This is a genomic window from Rhodococcus sp. APC 3903 (assembly GCF_030407755.1).
GTDB lineage: Bacteria > Actinomycetota > Actinomycetes > Mycobacteriales > Mycobacteriaceae > Rhodococcus_F > Rhodococcus_F erythropolis.
Genome location: NZ_JASDCV010000035.1, coordinates 15924 through 33448 on the forward strand (window position 1 = coordinate 15924; position 17525 = coordinate 33448).

At 62.3% G+C, this 17525-nt stretch carries 15 protein-coding genes; 6 read left to right on the plus strand and 9 right to left on the minus strand.

Annotated elements, in window-relative coordinates:
* Positions 1 to 4: 4 nt before the first annotated feature.
* The 7 genes from nthB to QMA15_RS29885 form a co-directional block, all read right to left on the minus strand.
* On the minus strand, positions 5 to 643 hold the full coding sequence (gene nthB, locus QMA15_RS29855) for a nitrile hydratase subunit beta (protein WP_019746133.1): 639 nt from the start codon (positions 641 to 643) through the stop codon (positions 5 to 7).
* 26 nt (positions 644 to 669) lie between these two features.
* Positions 670 to 1293: a nitrile hydratase subunit alpha gene (gene nthA / locus QMA15_RS29860; RefSeq protein ID WP_042953455.1), complete on the minus strand. Its 624-nt coding sequence runs from the start codon at positions 1291 to 1293 to the stop codon at positions 670 to 672.
* Between the two features lie 73 nt (positions 1294 to 1366).
* Positions 1367 to 2932, minus strand: coding sequence for an amidase (locus QMA15_RS29865; RefSeq protein WP_279163305.1), 1566 nt, complete (start codon positions 2930 to 2932; stop codon positions 1367 to 1369).
* A gap of 114 nt (positions 2933 to 3046) precedes the next feature.
* Positions 3047 to 4453, minus strand: a complete 1407-nt coding sequence (locus QMA15_RS29870; RefSeq protein ID WP_197942184.1) for a substrate-binding protein — start codon at positions 4451 to 4453, stop codon at positions 3047 to 3049.
* A gap of 45 nt (positions 4454 to 4498) precedes the next feature.
* Entirely contained in the window at positions 4499 to 4867 is a 369-nt protein-coding gene (locus tag QMA15_RS29875; RefSeq protein WP_019746129.1) for a winged helix-turn-helix domain-containing protein, read from the minus strand.
* A 115-nt stretch (positions 4868 to 4982) separates the two neighbouring features.
* Positions 4983 to 6044: a phenylacetaldoxime dehydratase family protein gene (locus QMA15_RS29880; RefSeq protein WP_279163306.1), complete on the minus strand. Its 1062-nt coding sequence runs from the start codon at positions 6042 to 6044 to the stop codon at positions 4983 to 4985.
* A gap of 204 nt (positions 6045 to 6248) precedes the next feature.
* Positions 6249 to 7229 (minus strand): helix-turn-helix domain-containing protein, encoded by a 981-nt coding sequence (locus QMA15_RS29885; protein ID WP_259117908.1) that lies wholly within the window; start codon positions 7227 to 7229, stop codon positions 6249 to 6251.
* Between the two features lie 175 nt (positions 7230 to 7404).
* Here QMA15_RS29885 and QMA15_RS29890 point away from each other — a divergent pair, with 175 nt between their 5' ends.
* From QMA15_RS29890 to QMA15_RS29900, 3 genes are read left to right on the plus strand one after another with little or no spacing between them, the layout of a single operon-like run.
* Entirely contained in the window at positions 7405 to 8040 is a 636-nt protein-coding gene (locus QMA15_RS29890; RefSeq protein WP_007735239.1) for a TetR/AcrR family transcriptional regulator C-terminal domain-containing protein, read from the plus strand.
* 36 nt (positions 8041 to 8076) lie between these two features.
* The gene (locus QMA15_RS29895; protein ID WP_020909770.1) at positions 8077 to 9582 is read left to right on the plus strand and encodes a long-chain-fatty-acid--CoA ligase; all 1506 of its coding nucleotides are present in this window, start codon (positions 8077 to 8079) and stop codon (positions 9580 to 9582) included.
* 10 nt (positions 9583 to 9592) lie between these two features.
* On the plus strand, positions 9593 to 11284 hold the full coding sequence (locus QMA15_RS29900; RefSeq protein WP_279163307.1) for an acyl-CoA dehydrogenase family protein: 1692 nt from the start codon (positions 9593 to 9595) through the stop codon (positions 11282 to 11284).
* Here QMA15_RS29900 and QMA15_RS29905 read toward each other — a convergent pair.
* A complete protein-coding gene (locus QMA15_RS29905; protein ID WP_031333904.1) occupies positions 11281 to 12159 on the minus strand; it encodes a LysR family transcriptional regulator in 879 nt (292 codons plus the stop codon). The two genes, QMA15_RS29900 and QMA15_RS29905, sit on opposite strands and share 4 nt — an antisense overlap.
* A 146-nt stretch (positions 12160 to 12305) precedes the next feature.
* Between QMA15_RS29905 and QMA15_RS29910 the strand changes: the two genes are divergently transcribed.
* Genes QMA15_RS29910 through QMA15_RS29920 form a run of 3 tightly spaced genes read left to right on the plus strand, consistent with a single transcriptional unit; the run spans position 12306 to position 16617 of the window.
* Positions 12306 to 13676 (plus strand): MFS transporter, encoded by a 1371-nt coding sequence (locus QMA15_RS29910; RefSeq protein ID WP_279163308.1) that lies wholly within the window; start codon positions 12306 to 12308, stop codon positions 13674 to 13676.
* A complete protein-coding gene (locus QMA15_RS29915) occupies positions 13676 to 15391 on the plus strand; it encodes an acyl-CoA dehydrogenase family protein (RefSeq protein ID WP_279163309.1) in 1716 nt (571 codons plus the stop codon). Before QMA15_RS29910 ends, QMA15_RS29915 begins: the two co-directional genes overlap by 1 nt.
* Positions 15388 to 16617: a CoA transferase gene (locus tag QMA15_RS29920; protein WP_279163310.1), complete on the plus strand. Its 1230-nt coding sequence runs from the start codon at positions 15388 to 15390 to the stop codon at positions 16615 to 16617. The genes QMA15_RS29915 and QMA15_RS29920 overlap by 4 nt, the downstream gene beginning before the upstream one ends.
* On the opposite strand, the gene QMA15_RS29925 is transcribed toward QMA15_RS29920, so the two are convergent.
* The gene (locus tag QMA15_RS29925) at positions 16539 to 17333 is read right to left on the minus strand and encodes an LLM class F420-dependent oxidoreductase (RefSeq protein WP_279163311.1); all 795 of its coding nucleotides are present in this window, start codon (positions 17331 to 17333) and stop codon (positions 16539 to 16541) included. The two genes, QMA15_RS29920 and QMA15_RS29925, sit on opposite strands and share 79 nt — an antisense overlap.
* Positions 17334 to 17525 lie beyond the last annotated feature (192 nt).

Below are 17525 nucleotides of genomic sequence, written 5' to 3' on the forward strand. Positions count from 1 at the left end.
AAGATCAGGCCGCAGGCTCGAGGTAACCCTCGAAGAGGTCGACAACGACGCTGCCGCCGTCGGTGTCGCTGCCGAACAATTCCTCCGCAGCGAACGTCACGTGGTAGGTGGGTTCTTCGCCGGCGTCGTTGCGGCCGTGACCGATTGCGTCGGGGAACGGCCACTTCTCGGTGGTCCGGTGAGCGATGGTCCCCACGCGTCCTCGGCAGTACGCAGGCATTCGAATATGCCCGGGAACGTATTCGTCTCGCACACGTACTCGCTGACCGACCTCGAAGGTGGTTGTGTCGATGCGAGCCGGTCGGCCTTCGGATTCGCTGGGCCGGGAGAGTGGGAACGGTCCTCCCGCAAGGCTTTCGAGCTCTTCCTGCGTCAGGATTCCCTTTTCGACCATCAGCGCCGCGACGCCGATGACGTACCGCTCGTAGTACGGGGTCATCATGTAGTGGCGGGGCTCCATCCGCTCGACGACGTATCGAACTTCGTCGACGCTGAAGGCCCCGAGTTCGGCGACACCGGCGAACATCAGGCTGTACGGCAGGTGTTCCCACTCGGCGTGGAAGGTGGGGCCGATGTCGGCGTTGACGGTATGCGGGACTTTGCCGAAGCCTTGAACTCCGGCAAGATCGTGTACTCCATCCATGGTGTGCTTCTTTCTTGTCGGGGTGGTCAGACGGTGGGGACCTGCGGGACTGCGACGCCGATCAGGCAGTCCTTGGTGACGATTTCCTGCAGTTGTTCCCGGCTCCAGCCTTCGGTTCCTGCGGGACGTTGCGGTAGGACCATGTACCGAGTTTCGGCGGTGGTGTCGTAGACGCGGATCTCGACGTCCGACGCGATCTCGGTTCCCATCTCGGAGAGAACCTTCCGTGGCTCGCGGACCACGCGTGCACGGTATTCGAAACTCTTGTACCAGGTCGGCGGCAGACCGAGGATGGGCCACGCGGTGCATGAACACAGCGAGCACACGATCACGTTCTTGAGGGTCGGGGTGTCTTCGACTGCCACGATGTATTCGCCCTGGGGGCCCAGATATCCGTACTGGGCAACCGCGGCGGTACCGTCGGTGAGAAGCAGTTGCCGGAAATCGGGGTCGGTCCAAGCCCGCGCGACCAATTCCGCTCCGCGCCTTGGACTGAAGTCCTCCTCGAAGGTCTTCTTCCATCCCTCGACGTAACCGTCGGGTACCAATCCCTTACCGTCGAGTGCGCGGAACAGGGCCCACGCGCGATCGGAGACCGGCGCCTGGGCCGGTGCGGCGTTCTCCGTTGTGTGGTCGATCGTTACTGACATCTGGTTCACCTTTTCTATGCGGGCTGATCATGTGTGAATCGGTGGAATTTTTTGTGCAAGTGCGGATACAGGACTAGGTGAGGCTGAGTTGTGGTGCAGAGTCGGAGATGTGGTCGGCAGGCGTCGGAAACGCGCCGCGAAGTTTTTCGAATGCGCGCCCGACTCGGAGGACCGTCGCATCGTCGAAGGTCTTGCCGGTGATCATCATTCCGACCGGAAGCCCGTTTACCAGGCCGGCCGGAACGGACAGGGACGGATGTCCGGTCACGTCGAATGGTGCCGTGTTGGCGATCATCCCGAGAGCCTTCGTGATGAAGGTTGCACGATCCACGTCCTTCGCCGGCAATTCGGATGCGACGTAGGGCAGTGTGGGCATCACCAGGACGTCGAATTGTCTCAAGGCAGTGTCGTAGGCGGCGCGGGCGAGCGGTACGAGGTTCCGGGCTTTGCCGTAGCTCGCGCCGCCGAGGGTGGTGATGCCGTGGTGGCCGGTCAGGGCCACTAGTTTGACGGTTTCGGACAGAGCGTCGGCGTGCTGAATGCGTCGAGAAGCAAAGTGTGCCATCAGTTCCGGATCGTACAAACCTTCGGCGTTCATGCCGTATCCGTTGCCGTCCAACATCTGGTAGGCACCACCGTCCGTGGCGATCACGTTCCAGATGTGGAAAGCATGCAGGTGCCACGGGATGTTTACTTCCTCTACCGTGCAACCGATTTCGGTCAGACTGTGTGCCGCTGCGCGGACTGCGTCGTCGACCTCGGGCTGTGAGACCGCGTGCCCGAAACCTTCTCGAACGATCCCGATTCGCAGACCATCCACATCGGAGTCGAGGGTGGACAGATAGTCGCCTGCTTCGACGCAGTCGGCTTGGCGTGGGTCGTTACCGTCGCGACCGGCGATGACCGAGAGCATCAGTGCGGCATCGTGGACCGTGCGTGTGATCGGGCCGAGATGGTCGATTGTCCGCTCGATGGGAAATGCGCCGGTATACGGGACGAGCCCGAACGTCGGCTTGTGTCCGACGACGCCGCAGAATGCCGCCGGGATCCGGATCGATCCGCCTTGATCTCCGCCGATGGCAAAATCGACGTCACCGTTTGCAACGAGAGCTGCACTGCCACCGGATGATCCACCTGCTTCACGCTGTGGGTCCCATGGATTGCGGACCGGTCCGCTTGCCGGTGTGAAGCTCGAACCGGAGAAACACAGGTCCTCACACACAGCTTTGCCTGCGACGGTTGCACCGGCCGCCAGTAGTCGAGTGACCACAGTTGCGTCGCGAGACGGAGTGAATCCCTCTACCGTCCGAGATCCGTTCATCATCGGAACTCCGGCCACGGTCACGTTGTCCTTGATCGCCACGCGTCGGCCGGTCAGGACGCCGTCCGACGTCGGCGGGATGCTTGTGGTCACATACCAAGCGCTCAAAGGATTTTCGTTCGCAGTTGGCACCGCATGCTCGCGTGACGTGGTCGGCGGGGTTGCCTCGTCGGCGTACAACTGGTCGACGACGTCGTAGGAGCCCAGTGCTCCGTCGATCAGTGCCGGCCACTCGAGCCGGGCTGATTGGTCGAGAGTGATGCCGTAATGCCTTGCAGCGGTGTCTATTGCATTGTCGTCAGGTCGGATTGTCGCCATGAGAAGTGTGCTCCTGATGTGATCGGCTTCACTTGTCTTTCAGACTAGGGCCGGATCAGTAATTGCGTCAATAGGTATCGACATATTGACTCGTTAAGTTCGGGTTACGCGCGCTCAGAGAGAGCGGGGGTACAGGCGCCCATGGCGTGATTCAGCGATCAGAATCGGCCGATGCAGTGGAACGCCGGTGTCCGTCGAGCTTTTCGACGTTGTGACAAGCTGCCGAAGTACTGTTTCCGGATCGCCCGCCGACGTTCGTTCGACTGCGCGTGCGTAAGCGACGATCGCTTCGTACGTTGTCTCCGACAGGGAACTGAGCGGAGGCAGGAGTTCGTTCGAGCTTGCGCTGTATCGTTTTTCGAGGTCGTGATCGCCGGCTGCGGATTGAAAGTAGCCGAAGGCCGCCCAGACTCCGTCGGCATCGGAATTGCCGATGAGCTGCTGAGTGGCCTCGTCGAGGACCAGCGCAAACGTCCGCGTGGTGGCCCGCAGTCCGTGCTGGGCGCATTGCCGTTCGAAGAAGACCTCGTCATGGCCCACCAGGGTGGAAAGAATCAGTTCGGCCCCGGAGTCGACTATCGACTCGATGATCCGTGAGAAGTCGGTTGTTCCCAACGGTACGTAGACTTCGCCGGCCACCGAACCTGTGGATTCGGCGATCACACGCCGGGCCGCCCAATGTGCTCCGAACGACCACGAATACTGCTGACCGACCAGGAACCAAGTGCGAGAACCGGTCTCGGACATCATTGCGGGTATGCCAGCTCGCGTCTGGTCTAGTGGCCGCTCACCCAATCGAAGGATCCCCGGACGCGATCGACCTCCTTCGTTGAGAACTGTGTGCACCAACAACACACCGGTGTTTTGCAACGCAGATGCGGCGGCATTGAAGGTCGACGACGTCACGCACGCAAAAATGGCGCGACATCCGCTTTTCGCCAATCGCAGTGCGGTCGCCGCTCCGGCCGCCGAGTCGGAAGCGTCATCGCCGATCACCAAGTCGACGAGAACGCCGCCGACACCGCCGTCGGCATTGATCTCTTCCACCGCCAGGGCAGCGAGTGTTTCTGTGGCCTGGGCGAATACAGCCGCCGAGCCGGATTTGCTGACCAGCAGTCCGATCCGATGTCGGTCGGAGCGCGGAGGTTCGGGTGGAGCGAATCCGCGCTTGTTGGCAAGCCAGGAAATGCCGTCCTGATCGAGGCTGGACTCGAGAACGAGTCGGGTGCCGGTGCCGTCGGGAAAGAACCGGATCGTCAGACGGCCGCGCCACGGTTGGTGGTGCACGATTACGACCGATCGGCCCCGCTTCACGCCGGCGACGTACCCCAACAGAGTGATCGGCATTCCGGCTACATCTGCGCGTGCGCCGTCGCCGACGGGAAGGGAGATGGCGACGGCGGCCCCGACCGTCAGTTGCTCACATTCGAGTTCGAGCAGTTGCCCCGTTTCGAAGCGCTCGAAGGCTGACCCTGGTGGGTCCGTCGTCACGATCTGTGCCGTTACGGAGAGACCTGGCACGTTCTACTTCCTGCCTGAAATAGATGCTGGGGCTCAAACAGGGCCTCAAGCCCGGCGACGCACCGAAGCCGCGTCGGAATCCTCAGTCGCCGTGGTCGGCAACTCGGAGGTATTCGAACCCGCTTCCAGCGCTCGCCCGAGGACGTCGCGCAGGAACTGGAGTGCATCGTTGGCGGGCCCAGACGGATCGATCGAAAACAAGCGATGACGTCCTTGACGGCGTTCGACGATAACTCCGGACAGCCGCAGCGCCTTGAGATGTGTGGATACCGTGGTGCGACCGACCGTCGAAATTTGATCGCTGATGAAGCCTGCGTTGCATTCGCCGTGGGTAGCCAGAGTGTCGAGAATCTGTCGGCGCACCTGGTCGGCCAGCACAGCAAACGCCAACTCTTCGTTTCGTTGAGTAGTCACTGTGTGCTGTCCGCGCTTCCTCGATGGCCTCTACTGAGATATGTCGACACTCGTCAACATATCTCGAGTTGCCTCCGAGGGAAAGAACGTGGCCGAAGTTTTCCGGCGGCTTCGGTCAGTGCGCGGCGGTGGTCACCGCGTCGCGCAGCATCCCGGTCCCGGGATGGCAGTTGATGTACTCGTACAGCTGATCGGCGGCATCGAATACCGAGACCTCATGGTAGAGACGTAATTTCGACAGGCCCTCGGCGACCCGGAAGAACGTCGTGAAGATCCGCAGATGGGTCGGGTGGGATTCCGACCACCGCTCGAGTTGGTCGAGTGAGGCCCAGTGACCGATGTTGTAGCTCAGGTCGAGGAAGTTTCCGTCGATGTCGATATTGCGTACGAAACGGTTGCTGTAGCACCCGACGGCCGGGCCGTTGTCGCGGAGGAAGTCCATGCCCGATTGAAGAGTCGGCAGGATTTCGTCGAGGTAGAGGCTGCGCTCGTCTGCTTCCGCGTCGGCCCAGTCCTGCCCGGATCTGATCAGTGCGATGTTGTCGTGTCCCCGCACTACTACCCGCCCACCTGCGGCGGGGTCACCGGCGACGACCCGTAGTTCGCCCGAGGCCTGCATCCAGTCGGTCTGAGAGATCGGAAAGCGCTCGCGCATCGAACCCCAGTAGCCGTGCTCGTTGATCTCGCCGCTGACACCGTCCATGACGGCTCCCACTCCGGGGAGATCGTCCTGGAACGCGTAGAGCGTCTCGAATTGTTCGGCTCTCGGTGCCACGATCTCCCGGAAGAACCCCAATCCGTCGGACAAGCGGTCCTCGGACTCCCACCAGGAGGCCACCGGAGCTGATGTGCTCCAACGATGTTGGGATGAAACATCTTTCCAGTACCCGACCACGATCAGATTCTCGTAGCCCTGGTTGTCGACATGGTGAGTGAGATCGTGATGTGCCGGTCCGTCCGGCAAGTCGAAGCCGGCGACAATATCCCGCATTGCCTGCAGTGCAGCCGAGCGCTGATCCTCGCCGCGGAACTGCACGCCGAGATAGCCCATCGCGACCTGGTGCAATGTGTCGTCCGCACGCCCGACCCACATGGGAAATGGTGGCGAATAGGTATCCGGAACGCGCCTGGTCAGCGTGCGCGGGCATTGAAGATGTTCACCGATTGCAGATTCCATGAGTGCTCCCTGTGATGTAGGTGGTCGGATCGGGTGCCTGGCACTTGGCAACGCCGTGCCGAAAATCTACGCCCGCGAGGCCGAGCAAACTTGGCCGTCAGCGCCCGATACTTGGCCTACCGCGCCGAGAATTGTGGATAGGCGTCGGCGACAGAACATTTTGAACATCATGTTGAATGGGTAAGTGTCCGAGGATGTTACAGATCAGCGAGCAGTACTTGTAGGGGCCACTGCTTGCGACCGGTATTGCCGCGGGCTGATCCCGAACTCCGCCTTGAATGCGCGACTGAAGGCGGCCAGGTCGGTGAATCCCCAGCGGTGAGAAATCTGGGTCAGCGACCGCTCTATGCCGTGGCGTTGCACGATCTCACGACGGCAACCGTCGAGTCGACGGCTGCGAATCGAACGCGACACCGTTGTGCCGTGTTCGGCGAAGGCTCGGTGCAACTGGCGAATGGAGACTTTGACTGATCCCGCGATGTCCACCGGTGACAGGGCCGGGTCAGCGATGCGGGCGTCTATGGCCGACAGAGCGGATTCGTACAGGCCAGTTCGCCGGGAGACGATCGGACGCGCGGTTGCGTGAAGAACCGACTTGACCAGGCTGCCGATCTCGTTGACGACTTCCTCCTCGTCTCCGCTCGCGTCGGACGTCATGCGGACGGAGGCAAGATCGTGAAGAAAGCGACCCAGCAGGCCACTCAGGCCCGCGTGTCCGTCGAAGGCAATGGCGGTCAAGCTCGTGACCTCCGCGTCGCTGAGTGACAGGTATGACCGTGGCCAGGTGAACACCTCGAGTCCCCAGATGCCGTCGTGTGCGTGTCCCTCGATCTGCCAATCGAAGGGGCGCGTGGTGTCGTACAGGACGTAGTCGCCACGTCGCAGGACGCATTCGCGGTCGTCTTGCCGCACTACCGCGCTACCGCGGCGGATCATCCCGATTTGCAGATAGTCCGCACCGTCGCTCTTGATCAGGCTGCTGCTACGGACTATTCGTTGTTCCATCGATTGAACTGCGGACACCCGAACGTGTGCGAGTTGGGCCGAGTGCACGGCCCCGCTGAATCCATCGCCGTCTTCGATATCGGATACGTCGAGCGCGACAAAATGCTCACGCAATAAATCTGCCCAGTCGCCCGTGAGAGTCGTGCGTGTGGGCAGGGAGAAGCCGGATCGCGCGAGCATTGCAGGGCGCCTCCTCGCAGAAAAGCCGAAGTTCTCGGGTGCTCGATGTTCAGAGAGTAATCCCGCACATCGGACATGTCGATAGGAGTCGACATGTCATCACGTCGGGAGAAATTGTTTGCCATACAAACAACGCCGAGTTATTGTTTGTCATACAAACAAGTAGGAGTTCGTGATGGTCACCGAGTCAGTTCCCGCAGCGCGCGCGACGCGTGAGTCGGGCAAGCAGACGCGCATGGCACTGTTCAACGCTGCAACCGAGCTCTTCCTCGAACATGGCGACAGCGTGTCCATCGCGCAGATCTGCACCGCCGCCGGCGCCCATCCAAACCAGGTGACCTACTACTACGGCTCAAAAGAGAAGCTCTTCGTCGAGGTGGCGTGTGCAGCCGTTCTGCGCGCAGGCAAGCGTGCCGAGGTCGACGCCGCCGACGCCGACACCGTGGGTGACTACACCGAGAAGCTGGTCGGATCACTCCTCGGCTCGGGCGCTCCCAGTGTCGAACTGTTCGTGGAAGCGATGATGATGACGGGTCGCCGTGGTGAACTCCGCGATCTGATCTCCGAGACGCTTCGCACTCTGCATTCCTCGGGTGAAACAGCCCTCCTCCGTACCTTGATCCGCACCGGCTGGCAGCTGCGCGCGGGCATCGACGTCGAATCCAAGGCCTTCTGGTCTGCGATCTTCGGCCTCGTCATTCAGAAAACTGCCACCGGCGAGAGCTTCGGTTACTCCCTCGAGGAGGCGGTCGCCGTCATCTTCGCCACTCTCCAGATACCCGACGCCGTACTCAACAGCTCGATGGAATGAACTCTCTTCGAGCGTGATTCTCCGACAAGGACTTCGATGAACATCGTTCGCGTATTCGACAGCAACGTCACCAAGACCCCGGACAAACCCTTCCTGATATTCGACGGTCACGATCACACGTACTCCCAGGTTCAGGACGGAAGTCGACGCGCCGCAGGCTATTTGCAGTCGCTGGGCGTGCAGCCGGGCGACCGCGTCGCGCTGATGTGTTACAACACTCCGGGATTCGTGTACGCGATGCTCGGTGCCTGGCGCTTGGGCGCCGTCGTGGTCCCCATCAACCACAAGATGCAGACTCCGGAAGTTGCCTACGTGCTGGGACACGCGAAGGTGTCGGTGTGCGTCTTCGACGGTGAGTTGGCGCCGGTTGTCGGTCGACTGGAGACAACGGCCAAGCTGATCAGCACGGACTCTGTCGCAGACGGTTTCGACTTCTTCGACGACGCCATCACCCGCCAAGAGGGCGTTGACGGTATCGACATCGACGAGAACGATCCGGCTGAAATCCTCTACACCTCGGGGACTACCGGCTCGCCCAAGGGCTGCGTCCACAGCCACCGCAACGTCGTCGGTGTTGCCGTCACCGCGGCCCTCGCCGTGTCGACGACTCGGGACGAGCGCCTGCTCATGGCCGTCCCGATCTGGCACGCTTCCCCGCTCAACAACTGGTTCATGTCCACGCTCTACATGGGCGGAACCGTCGTGCTGCTGCGCGAGTACCATCCCGTCAAATTCCTGGAAACTGTTCAGGAACAACGTATTACCCTCTGCTTCGGCCCGCCGGTCATCTACACCACTGCACTCAACCTCGTGCCGAACTTTGCCGAGTACAACCTCGGTAGCGTTCGTGCGTGGTTGTACGGCGGCGGGCCGATCGGCGCGGATGTCGCTCGGCGACTGGTGGAGTCGTACGGCACCACCGAATTCCGGCAGGTCTACGGCATGACCGAGACCGGGCCGGTGGGCACTGTGCTGTACCCCGAGGAGCAGTTGAGCAAGGCGGGCTCGATCGGCCGCGTCGCGCTGGCCGGCGTCGACCTGCGCCTGGTTGCCGATGACGGCACCGACGCGGAGCCCGATCAGATCGGTGAGATCTGGCTGCGCGCCGACACCGTCATGCAGGGGTACCTCGACGACCCCACTGCCACGAAGGCTGCTTTTGCCGACGGAGGTTGGTATCGCACCGGCGATCTGGCGCGCAAGGATGCGGACGGTTACCTCTTCATCGTCGACCGCGCGAAGGACATGATCATCACGGGCGGTGAGAACGTCTACTCCAAGGAGGTCGAGGACGTGATCTCCGGCCACCCGGACGTCGTCGACGTCGCCGTTGTCGGAAAACCCAACGAAGAATGGGGCGAGACCGTCGTCGCACACGTCGTCTGGCGTGAACCGGATGTCATCAGCGCCGACGACATCAAGGACTACCTCTCGGACAAGTTGGCGCGCTACAAGATTCCGCGTGAAGTGGTGTTCGCGACCATTCTTCCGCGTACACCGACCGGCAAGATCCAGAAGCACCTCATCCGCGCAGCGAGCTGAAAGGCCTGTCATGACTGATATTTCCGAGAAGACCGTCACCCACCCGGCTCCGCATCGCACCCATGCAGTGCTCAACCAGTCGGTACCGCGCACGGACGTCAACGAGTTCCAGTTCGATACGGTCCTGGTCGAAGGCGTCGCGCGCCACGACGCCGATTGGGCCACAAGCGAACTCACCGATATTGGTGAACTGGTTGGCAGTGCTGGATTCCAGCACGACGCCGAGCTGGCCAACACGGTGATCCCCGAATTGAAGACCTTCGATCGCTGGGGAAACCGCATCGACGAGGTCGAATACCATCCGTCGTATCACCGGATCATCTCTGCTGCCGTTGCGCACGGTGCTCACACCTCTGCCTGGGCTGACCCGAAGCCGGGTGCCAACGTGGCTCGGGCCGCGGCATTCATGCTGTTCTCCCAGGTCGAACCGGGCCACGCGTGCCCGATCTCCATGACGCACGCCGTGATCCCCTCGCTCGAGCTGCAACCGGACGTGGCCGCTCTCTGGACGCCGCGAGCCCTTTCTCGGAGTTACACCCCCGAGTTGGATGCTCCCGGAAAGGCATCCGCGATATTCGGAATGTCGATGACGGAAAAGCAGGGCGGCTCCGACGTGCGAGCCAACACGACCATCGCCAAGCCGGCCGGACGTGGCGGTCCGGGTGCGGACTACCTGCTCACCGGACACAAGTGGTTCTGCTCCGCGCCGATGTCCGACGCGTTCCTGGTTCTTGCTCAGGCCGAAGGTGCAGCCGGTGAGGGACTTTCCTGCTTCCTTCTCCCCCGCATCCTGCCCGACGGCACACGCAACATCTTCCGCATCCAGCGTCTGAAGAACAAGCTGGGCAACAAGTCCAACGCGTCGTCCGAGATCGAACTCGACGGCACCGTCGGCACCATGATCGGCGAACCGGGTCGTGGCGTGCGGACCATCATCGAAATGGTGTCCCAGACGCGACTCGACTGCATCCTCGGCAGCACGGCAGGTATGCGTCAGTCGGTCGCCGAAGCGGTGTGGCATGCACGGCACCGCAGCGCTTTCGGTGCCGTCCTGGCAGATCAGCCGGCGATGACCTCGGTGCTTGCAGATCTGGCTCTCGAATCCGAAGCTGCCACCATCACCGCACTGCGATTGGCTCGCGCGCAGGACGAGGACGCGGACGAGCAGGAAAAGGCGTTCCGCCGACTCGCAACGGCTGTTGCGAAGTACTGGATCTGCAAGCGCGGCCCGCACCACTCCTACGAGGCACTCGAGTGCCTGGGCGGCAACGGCTACACCGAGGACTTCCCGCTTGCCCGTCGCTACCGTGAGCAGCCCGTCATGGCCGTGTGGGAGGGGTCGGGGAACGTCATCGCGCTCGATGTCCTGCGCGCCATGACCCGTGAACCCGATTCCGTTGCCGCCTTCGACCACGAGGTCAACCTCGCTCGCGGCAACAACCCGGTCCTCGATCATCACCTCGATCGGGTACGACGCCAACTCGGTGAGCTCGCCACGATGGCACCCGCCGACGCCCAGCTCCGCGCTCGGACCGTCGTCGAGGCAATGGCGTTGGCGCTGCAGGCTTCGCTCATGGTGCGCCACTCCCCGGCCGCCTCGTCCGATGCGTTCATTGCCGCTCGCCTCGGCGCCGACCGTGGTCACGAGTACGGAACTCTGCCTGTGGGAACAGATTTCGCGGGAATTCTCGCGAGAGCCTAAGGCTGCTCCCTCAGTACCCTGGTGACGGTGTGTACTGCCGGCGTCGGATTGTTCGGTCGCCATGCCATCGCGATTTTCAGCGTGGGCGTGGCCCCGGCGATCGGCAGGTACACGACCCCGTCCATGGACAGATGCGCCGTCGACTCCACGACGACGGCGATCCCGACCCCCGCTCCGACCATGGCCAACAGGCTGTACGGATCGGGGGCTTCGTGCGCGACGGTGGGCGTGAAACCTGCTGTGGCGCAGACGGACAACGTCGCATCGCGCACCACCGAGCCGTGCTCGGCGGGATACATCACGAATCGCTCGGTTGCCAGGTCTTCCGGTGACACCGAGTCCCTGGTACTGAGGTGATGCCTGGCCGGGACCGCGACCATCAAGGTTTCCTCGCGCACAGTGTGAGTCTCGAATCCGCGCGGAATGGGCAGGCCGACTATGCCCATGTCGAGTGTTCCGCGTCGGAGAGCGTCGAGCACCTCACCCGAGTACATCTGCGGCCGTAGGTCCAGTTCGATTCCCGGATGGGAGTCGGCCAGCGATCGTGTGAGGGCCGACAGCACCGTGTAGCCGCCCGTTCCGCCGAAACCCACCGTGACACGGCCTGTTTCCCCGGTCGACGCCGCTGATGCGATATCTCGTACGACGGCGATCTGCGCTTCGATGATTCGTGCGGGCGTGACCAAGGCCTCGCCGGCTGCGGTCAATTGCACTGATCTGGTGGTCCGGACAAACAGGTCGGTGCCGAGTTCGCGCTCGAGCGCCCGAATGGTCTGGCTGAGCGGGGACTGCCCGATGTGGAGGCGCTCGGCGGCCCGGCCGAAATGAAGTTCGTCGGCGACTGCGAGAAACGCGCGCAGCTGACGCAATTCCATGTCGCTCCTCCCGGGTTTCATTATGTGGTTCTCCCACATAAATGAGTCGAACTAAGTCTTGGACTCTACATGGATTTCGGACGATAGTGATTCACGCCTCACATTGCATCCCTTGGTGATGCCCGACGCGAGAATCAGGGAGAACCGTGGATCAACACCCAGGTCAAGACACCAATCCGCCTGAATACAACACCAAACAGGCACGCAAGGCCGGAATCACGGCGTTTGTCGGAACGACTATCGAGTGGTTCGACTTCTACATCTACGGAACCGCATCCGCCTTGGTGCTCGGCCCGCTGTTCTTCCCGGATGCGTCGCCGGCGGTGGGAACACTCGCAGCCTTCGCGACTTTTGCCGTGGGATTCGTGGCTCGTCCGGTCGGCGGAGTGGTGTTCGGTCATTTCGGAGACAAGTTCGGTCGCAAGAACGCCGTGATCATCACCCTCGCGCTCATGGGGTTGGGAACTGTCGGTGTCGGCCTCCTCCCTACGTACTCCCAGATCGGGATCTGGGCACCGATACTGCTTGTGGCACTGCGTGTTCTCCAGGGCATTGCCATGGGCGGCGAATGGGGTGGCGCCGTATTGATCGCCACCGAGTTCGCTCCCCCGAAGAAAAAGGTGCTCTACGGTGCGTTTGCGCAGCAGGGTTCACCGGTCGGCAACCTGCTCGCGACGCTGGCCTTCCTCGGCCTGACGTTGATGTCGGATTCCGTGTTCGAGTCGTGGGGTTGGCGTCTGCCGTTCCTCGGATCCGCAGCTTTGGTGATCGTCGCTCTCTACATCCGACTGCACATCTCCGAGACACCCGAGATGAAGAAGGCTGTTGCGGCACAGGAACGTACACGGATGCCGCTGGTCGAAGTGTTGCGTTCGCATCCCGTCGAACTTGCTCTCGGCGTCGGCGCTGTGGTTGCCGGTGTTGCCATCACGTACGTCAAGACAACCTTTGCGCTCTCTTGGGCGACAACGGATCTCGGCTTCGAGCGTAGTGACTTCCTCCTCGTGATCACCGTGGCACTGGTAGCCCAGGCGCTCGTACAGCCTTTCGGTGCTGTGCTGGCCACGCGGATCGATCCGTCGAAAGCGGTCCGTTGGATGCTGCTTCCGGAGATCGTGCTCCTACCACTGATGTTCGTGCTGGTTCAGACGGGCTCCGTGCCCTTGGCGATTCTGGGTATGGTCCTCGCGACGGCGCCTCACGCAATGTATTACGCCGCGTTGGCCGGCATCCTGGCGCAGGTTTTCCCCACCAATGTTCGGTATACCGGCATCTCTCTGTCGTACCAATTGTCGACAGCCGTATTTGCCGGAACGGCCCCGATGGTCAGCCAGTATCTGCTGACGCGAACCAACTCGATCTGGCCGGTCGTCGCTCTTGGGCTCGTGTATGTCGTTCTCTCCCTTGTCTGTATGACGGCACTGTTGCGCAGGAGTGCGCTGCACGCGCAAGGGCTGGAGTCGACGAGCTCCTCGAACATGACCGATGTTTCCACCCTGAAAGGCGTTGACTACTGATGAACTTTGCACACACCGACCCCGCTCTGGCAGCGGTAGTGGACAGATGGACCGCCGGGGCGGACCGAGAGACGTTGAACGGATTGCTCGACCGACTGGGCCGAGATGCCGCCGGCCGTTTGTCCGAGCTTGCCGACATCGCAGACAAGAACCCGCCGGTGCTGCAGCAATTCGACAAGGCCGGTGACCGCGTCGACCGGATTTCCTATCACCCGGCCTACCTGGAACTGTGCCGGGCGGCGTACAACGAGTACGGCCTGTCCGCCATGTCGCACCGAAAAGGGTTGCACGGATGGGACTCCGTGCATCCGCCACTCGCGAAGTACCTCGCGTCGTACATCTTCGTGCAGGCCGAGTTCGGGCTGGCCTGTCCGGTGTCGATGACAGATGCTGCTGCGCGGACCCTGCGTATGTTCGGTGATCCGGCCGTGTTCTCGCCCTGGATCGACGCGTTGACGTCGACGGACCCCGAGCAGGCGAAGACGGGTGCGATGTTCATGACCGAGATTCAGGCAGGCACCGACATCGCCTGCACCGAAACACGCGCCGAGCGCGACGGTGACGGATGGGTTCTGACGGGCAAGAAGTGGTTCGCCTCCAACCCGGATGCCGATGCGATCATCACCCTCGCAAGATTCCCGGGCGGACAGGATGGTTCGACGCGTGGAGTCGGAATGTTCATGGTGCCCAAGACCTTGGGATCCGGCGAGCGCAACAACCTCACGATCGATCGTCTCAAGGACAAGCTGGGTACGCGTTCCATGCCGAGCGGCGAGGTGACGCTGAACCGCGCGCACGCACTCCAGGTCGGCGAACTCGATCGAGGATTCCGCCAGATGGCTGAGATGGTCAACACGTCTCGCCTGTCCAATGCGATGCGTTCGAGCGCTCTCATGCGCCGAGCAGTCCGCGAAGCCGTCGAACATTCGAAGAGCCGAGTCGTGTTCGGTAAGAAGCTCTTCGACCAGCCGCTGATGCGGGCGACGCTTCTTCCCCTTGCACTCGATGCCGAGGCTTCGCTGGCCCTGGTCGCGTACAGCGCACAGTGTCTTCAGGCAGCAGACGGCGGCGACGAACAGGCGCGCGCACTGATCAGGGTACTGACGCCGATCGCCAAACACTTTGTCTGCAAACGCGCGCGGGTGGTCACTGGCGAGGCCATGGAGGTGCGCGGAGGAAACGGCTACATCGAGGATTGGGCCAACGCGCGACTAGTGCGGGATGCCCACTTGGGCTCGATCTGGGAGGGCTCGAGCAATGTCATTGCGCTGGACGTACTTCGGTGCCTACGCAAGTTCAACGCGCACCGCACGGTCGCGGGAGCGATGACGGACATCTTGTCCACCGTCGGACCGGATTGCGAAGCCGGGTCCGGAGTTCTGTTGCGGCGCTGGGAGGAACTGGTAGAGGAAGGAGATCGTCTGATCTCCGGATCTGACGATGCCGCCCAGGCCGCCAGCGCAAAGTATGCCGACGAGTTGGCTCGTGCCGTCATGGCGACCCTGCTTTTCGATCTTGCGGATCACGGCATCCGACACGGTAATGGGTACCGGTCACTGCTGGTGGCGAATTCCTACCTGGCCGGTCTTGCCGGGAAGGTGCCGTCGGCTGCGCTCGGCAATCTCGACGTGATCACCGACGGCGGTGACGTCGAGCTGGATGATGCACGTGACGTCGTAGCCGGGTTCCTCTCTGTAGCAGGTGGTCATCGGTGAACTCGCCAACAGGCCCCACACCCCTCGCCGGCGTCCGTGTTCTGGATCTGTCGAAGATCCTTGCCGGGCCGTACGCAACCATGTCGCTTGCCGATCTCGGTGCCGACGTCACCAAGATCGAACACCCTGAAGGCGGCGACCCCACGCGTTCGTGGGGGCCTCCCTTCGTCGGGGTAGATGCCGCCTACTATCTCGCGATCAACCGCGGTAAGAAGTCGGTCACGATCGACCTCAAGTCCACCGAAGGACAGGAGATCATCCACCGCATGCTCGAAGAGACCGATGTAGTCGTCGAGAACTTCAAGCCGGGCAGCGGATTACAGAAGATCTTCGACTACCAGGCGCTGTCCGAGCGATACCCGCATCTGATCACCCTGCACATCTCTGCCTTCGGTGAAGAAGGACCGCTGCGCGACGAACCGGGGTACGACATGATCGCGCAGGCCGCGGGTGGGCTCATGTCGCTCACCGGTGAACCGGGTGGTGCTCCGATGAAATCCGGGTTTGCGTTGGGAGACTTGGGCGCAGCGCTTTTCGGACTGATCGGTGTCCTGGCTGCATTGGTCGAGCGAGGCCGGACCGGGCGCGGACAGTACGTGACCACGTCGCTGTACGAGTGCCAACTCGCGATGCACGTGAACTGGGCGACCAGTTACTTCGCCACCGGTGAGCGCCCGACTGCGTTGGGCTCCGGTCATCCGAATCTTGCTCCGTATCAAGCATTTCCTGCCAGCGACGGGTACTTCGTCATCGCTGTCGGCAACGACGCGATGTGGGCGTCGCTGTGCGAGGCCATCGGAAGGAGTGAACTGGTCACCGATCCGCGTTTCGTCCACAACCGCGACAGGGTGGAGAACCGCGAGAGTCTGGAACGAGAACTCACCAGCGCCTTCACATCGGAAACCGTCGAACACTGGTGCGCTCTTCTCGCCGAACGCGCCGTGCCGGTGTCACCGATCCGCCATCTCGACGAGATCTACTCCGATCCCCAGACCGCCGCGCTCGGAATGGTCGGAACCGTCGACCATCCGACGCTCGGACCGTTGAAGCAAGTGGCCTTTCCGGTCAACTTCTCCGGCCAGAGGCCACGTCTGACGTCGGCGCCGCCCGTTCTCGGCGCCGATAACGACGAAGTCCTTGGTACCGCTCAGGCCAGCCCGCTCAACGCAGGCGGTGTGTTGTCGTCGCGCCAAGCGATGGCCTCGGCAAGCGTCGTGAGGTCGTAGTCCGGTCCGCTGACGCCGACGGTGAAGAGCGAGACACCGTCGGCGACCAGGTCAGCAGCATTCTCGAGCCCAGGCCACGGAACCGAGTGCTCTACTTCCAGCGGGTTCCGGCCTACGTCGGCGCAATGGTCGGAGAGGATGCCTGACTTGCGCAGGTGTGTCTCGCAGTCACCGAAGCTGTGCCAGACGTCGGCGTACTCGGCGACCAGGCGCAGGGTCTTCTTTTCGCCGCCACCCCCGATGAGGACCGGGATGTTGCGCGTCGGCGGCGGGTTGCCCTTCGCCAGGCGGCCCGTGATGCGGGGGAGGTATTCGCCCAGCAGTTTCAGCCGTGAACCGGGAGTGCCGAAGTCGTATCCGAACTGGTCGTAGTCCTTCTCGAACCAGCCGGCACCGATGCCGAGGATCAGGCGCCCACCGCTGATGTGGTCGACGGTTCGCGCCATGTCGGCGAGCAGATCCGGATTGCGGTAGCCACCACCGGTGACCAGGGCGCCGATTTCGACGCGTTCGGTCTGCTCGGCCCAGGCGCCGAGCATGGTCCAGCATTCGAAGTGGGCGCCGTCGGGATCGCCGGTCAACGGGTAGAAGTGGTCCCAGTTGAAGACGATGTCCACCCCGGCGTCCTCGGACCGCAAGACGGCGTCGCGTATCAACCCGTAATCGGGTGCGTGCTGGGGTTGGAGTTGAACACCGATGCGTACCGGACGAGTCATGCCACGCTCCTGACGAGAGGAATGGTTGTCTTCTCCCATCATGGCCGGGTGTGCGCGGTACCGCTACCGCCGCCGTCGGTGACGGGTTTGCCCGCTCTTGTACCCACCCCTTTTCGAGCGAACGGTACTTTCGGCGCCTTAGATCGACTGAACGTGCCGTTCGCTCACAAAGGGGGGCGGGCAAAAACAGGG

What these genes read in the sequence shown, in the direction of transcription:
- QMA15_RS29895 (WP_020909770.1), top strand. Translation starts at nt 8,077, where the DNA reads ATGAACATCGTTCGCGTATTCGACAGCAACGTCACCAAGACCCCGGAC.
- QMA15_RS29880 (WP_279163306.1), bottom strand. Translation starts at nt 6,044, where the DNA reads ATGGAATCTGCAATCGGTGAACATCTTCAATGCCCGCGCACGCTGACC.
- QMA15_RS29890 (WP_007735239.1), top strand. Translation starts at nt 7,405, where the DNA reads ATGGTCACCGAGTCAGTTCCCGCAGCGCGCGCGACGCGTGAGTCGGGC.
- QMA15_RS29865 (WP_279163305.1), bottom strand. Translation starts at nt 2,932, where the DNA reads ATGGCGACAATCCGACCTGACGACAATGCAATAGACACCGCTGCAAGG.
- QMA15_RS29905 (WP_031333904.1), bottom strand. Translation starts at nt 12,159, where the DNA reads ATGGAATTGCGTCAGCTGCGCGCGTTTCTCGCAGTCGCCGACGAACTT.
- QMA15_RS29915 (WP_279163309.1), top strand. Translation starts at nt 13,676, where the DNA reads ATGAACTTTGCACACACCGACCCCGCTCTGGCAGCGGTAGTGGACAGA.
- QMA15_RS29925 (WP_279163311.1), bottom strand. Translation starts at nt 17,333, where the DNA reads ATGACTCGTCCGGTACGCATCGGTGTTCAACTCCAACCCCAGCACGCA.
- nthB (WP_019746133.1), bottom strand. Translation starts at nt 643, where the DNA reads ATGGATGGAGTACACGATCTTGCCGGAGTTCAAGGCTTCGGCAAAGTC.
- QMA15_RS29900 (WP_279163307.1), top strand. Translation starts at nt 9,593, where the DNA reads ATGACTGATATTTCCGAGAAGACCGTCACCCACCCGGCTCCGCATCGC.
- nthA (WP_042953455.1), bottom strand. Translation starts at nt 1,293, where the DNA reads ATGTCAGTAACGATCGACCACACAACGGAGAACGCCGCACCGGCCCAG.
- QMA15_RS29885 (WP_259117908.1), bottom strand. Translation starts at nt 7,229, where the DNA reads ATGCTCGCGCGATCCGGCTTCTCCCTGCCCACACGCACGACTCTCACG.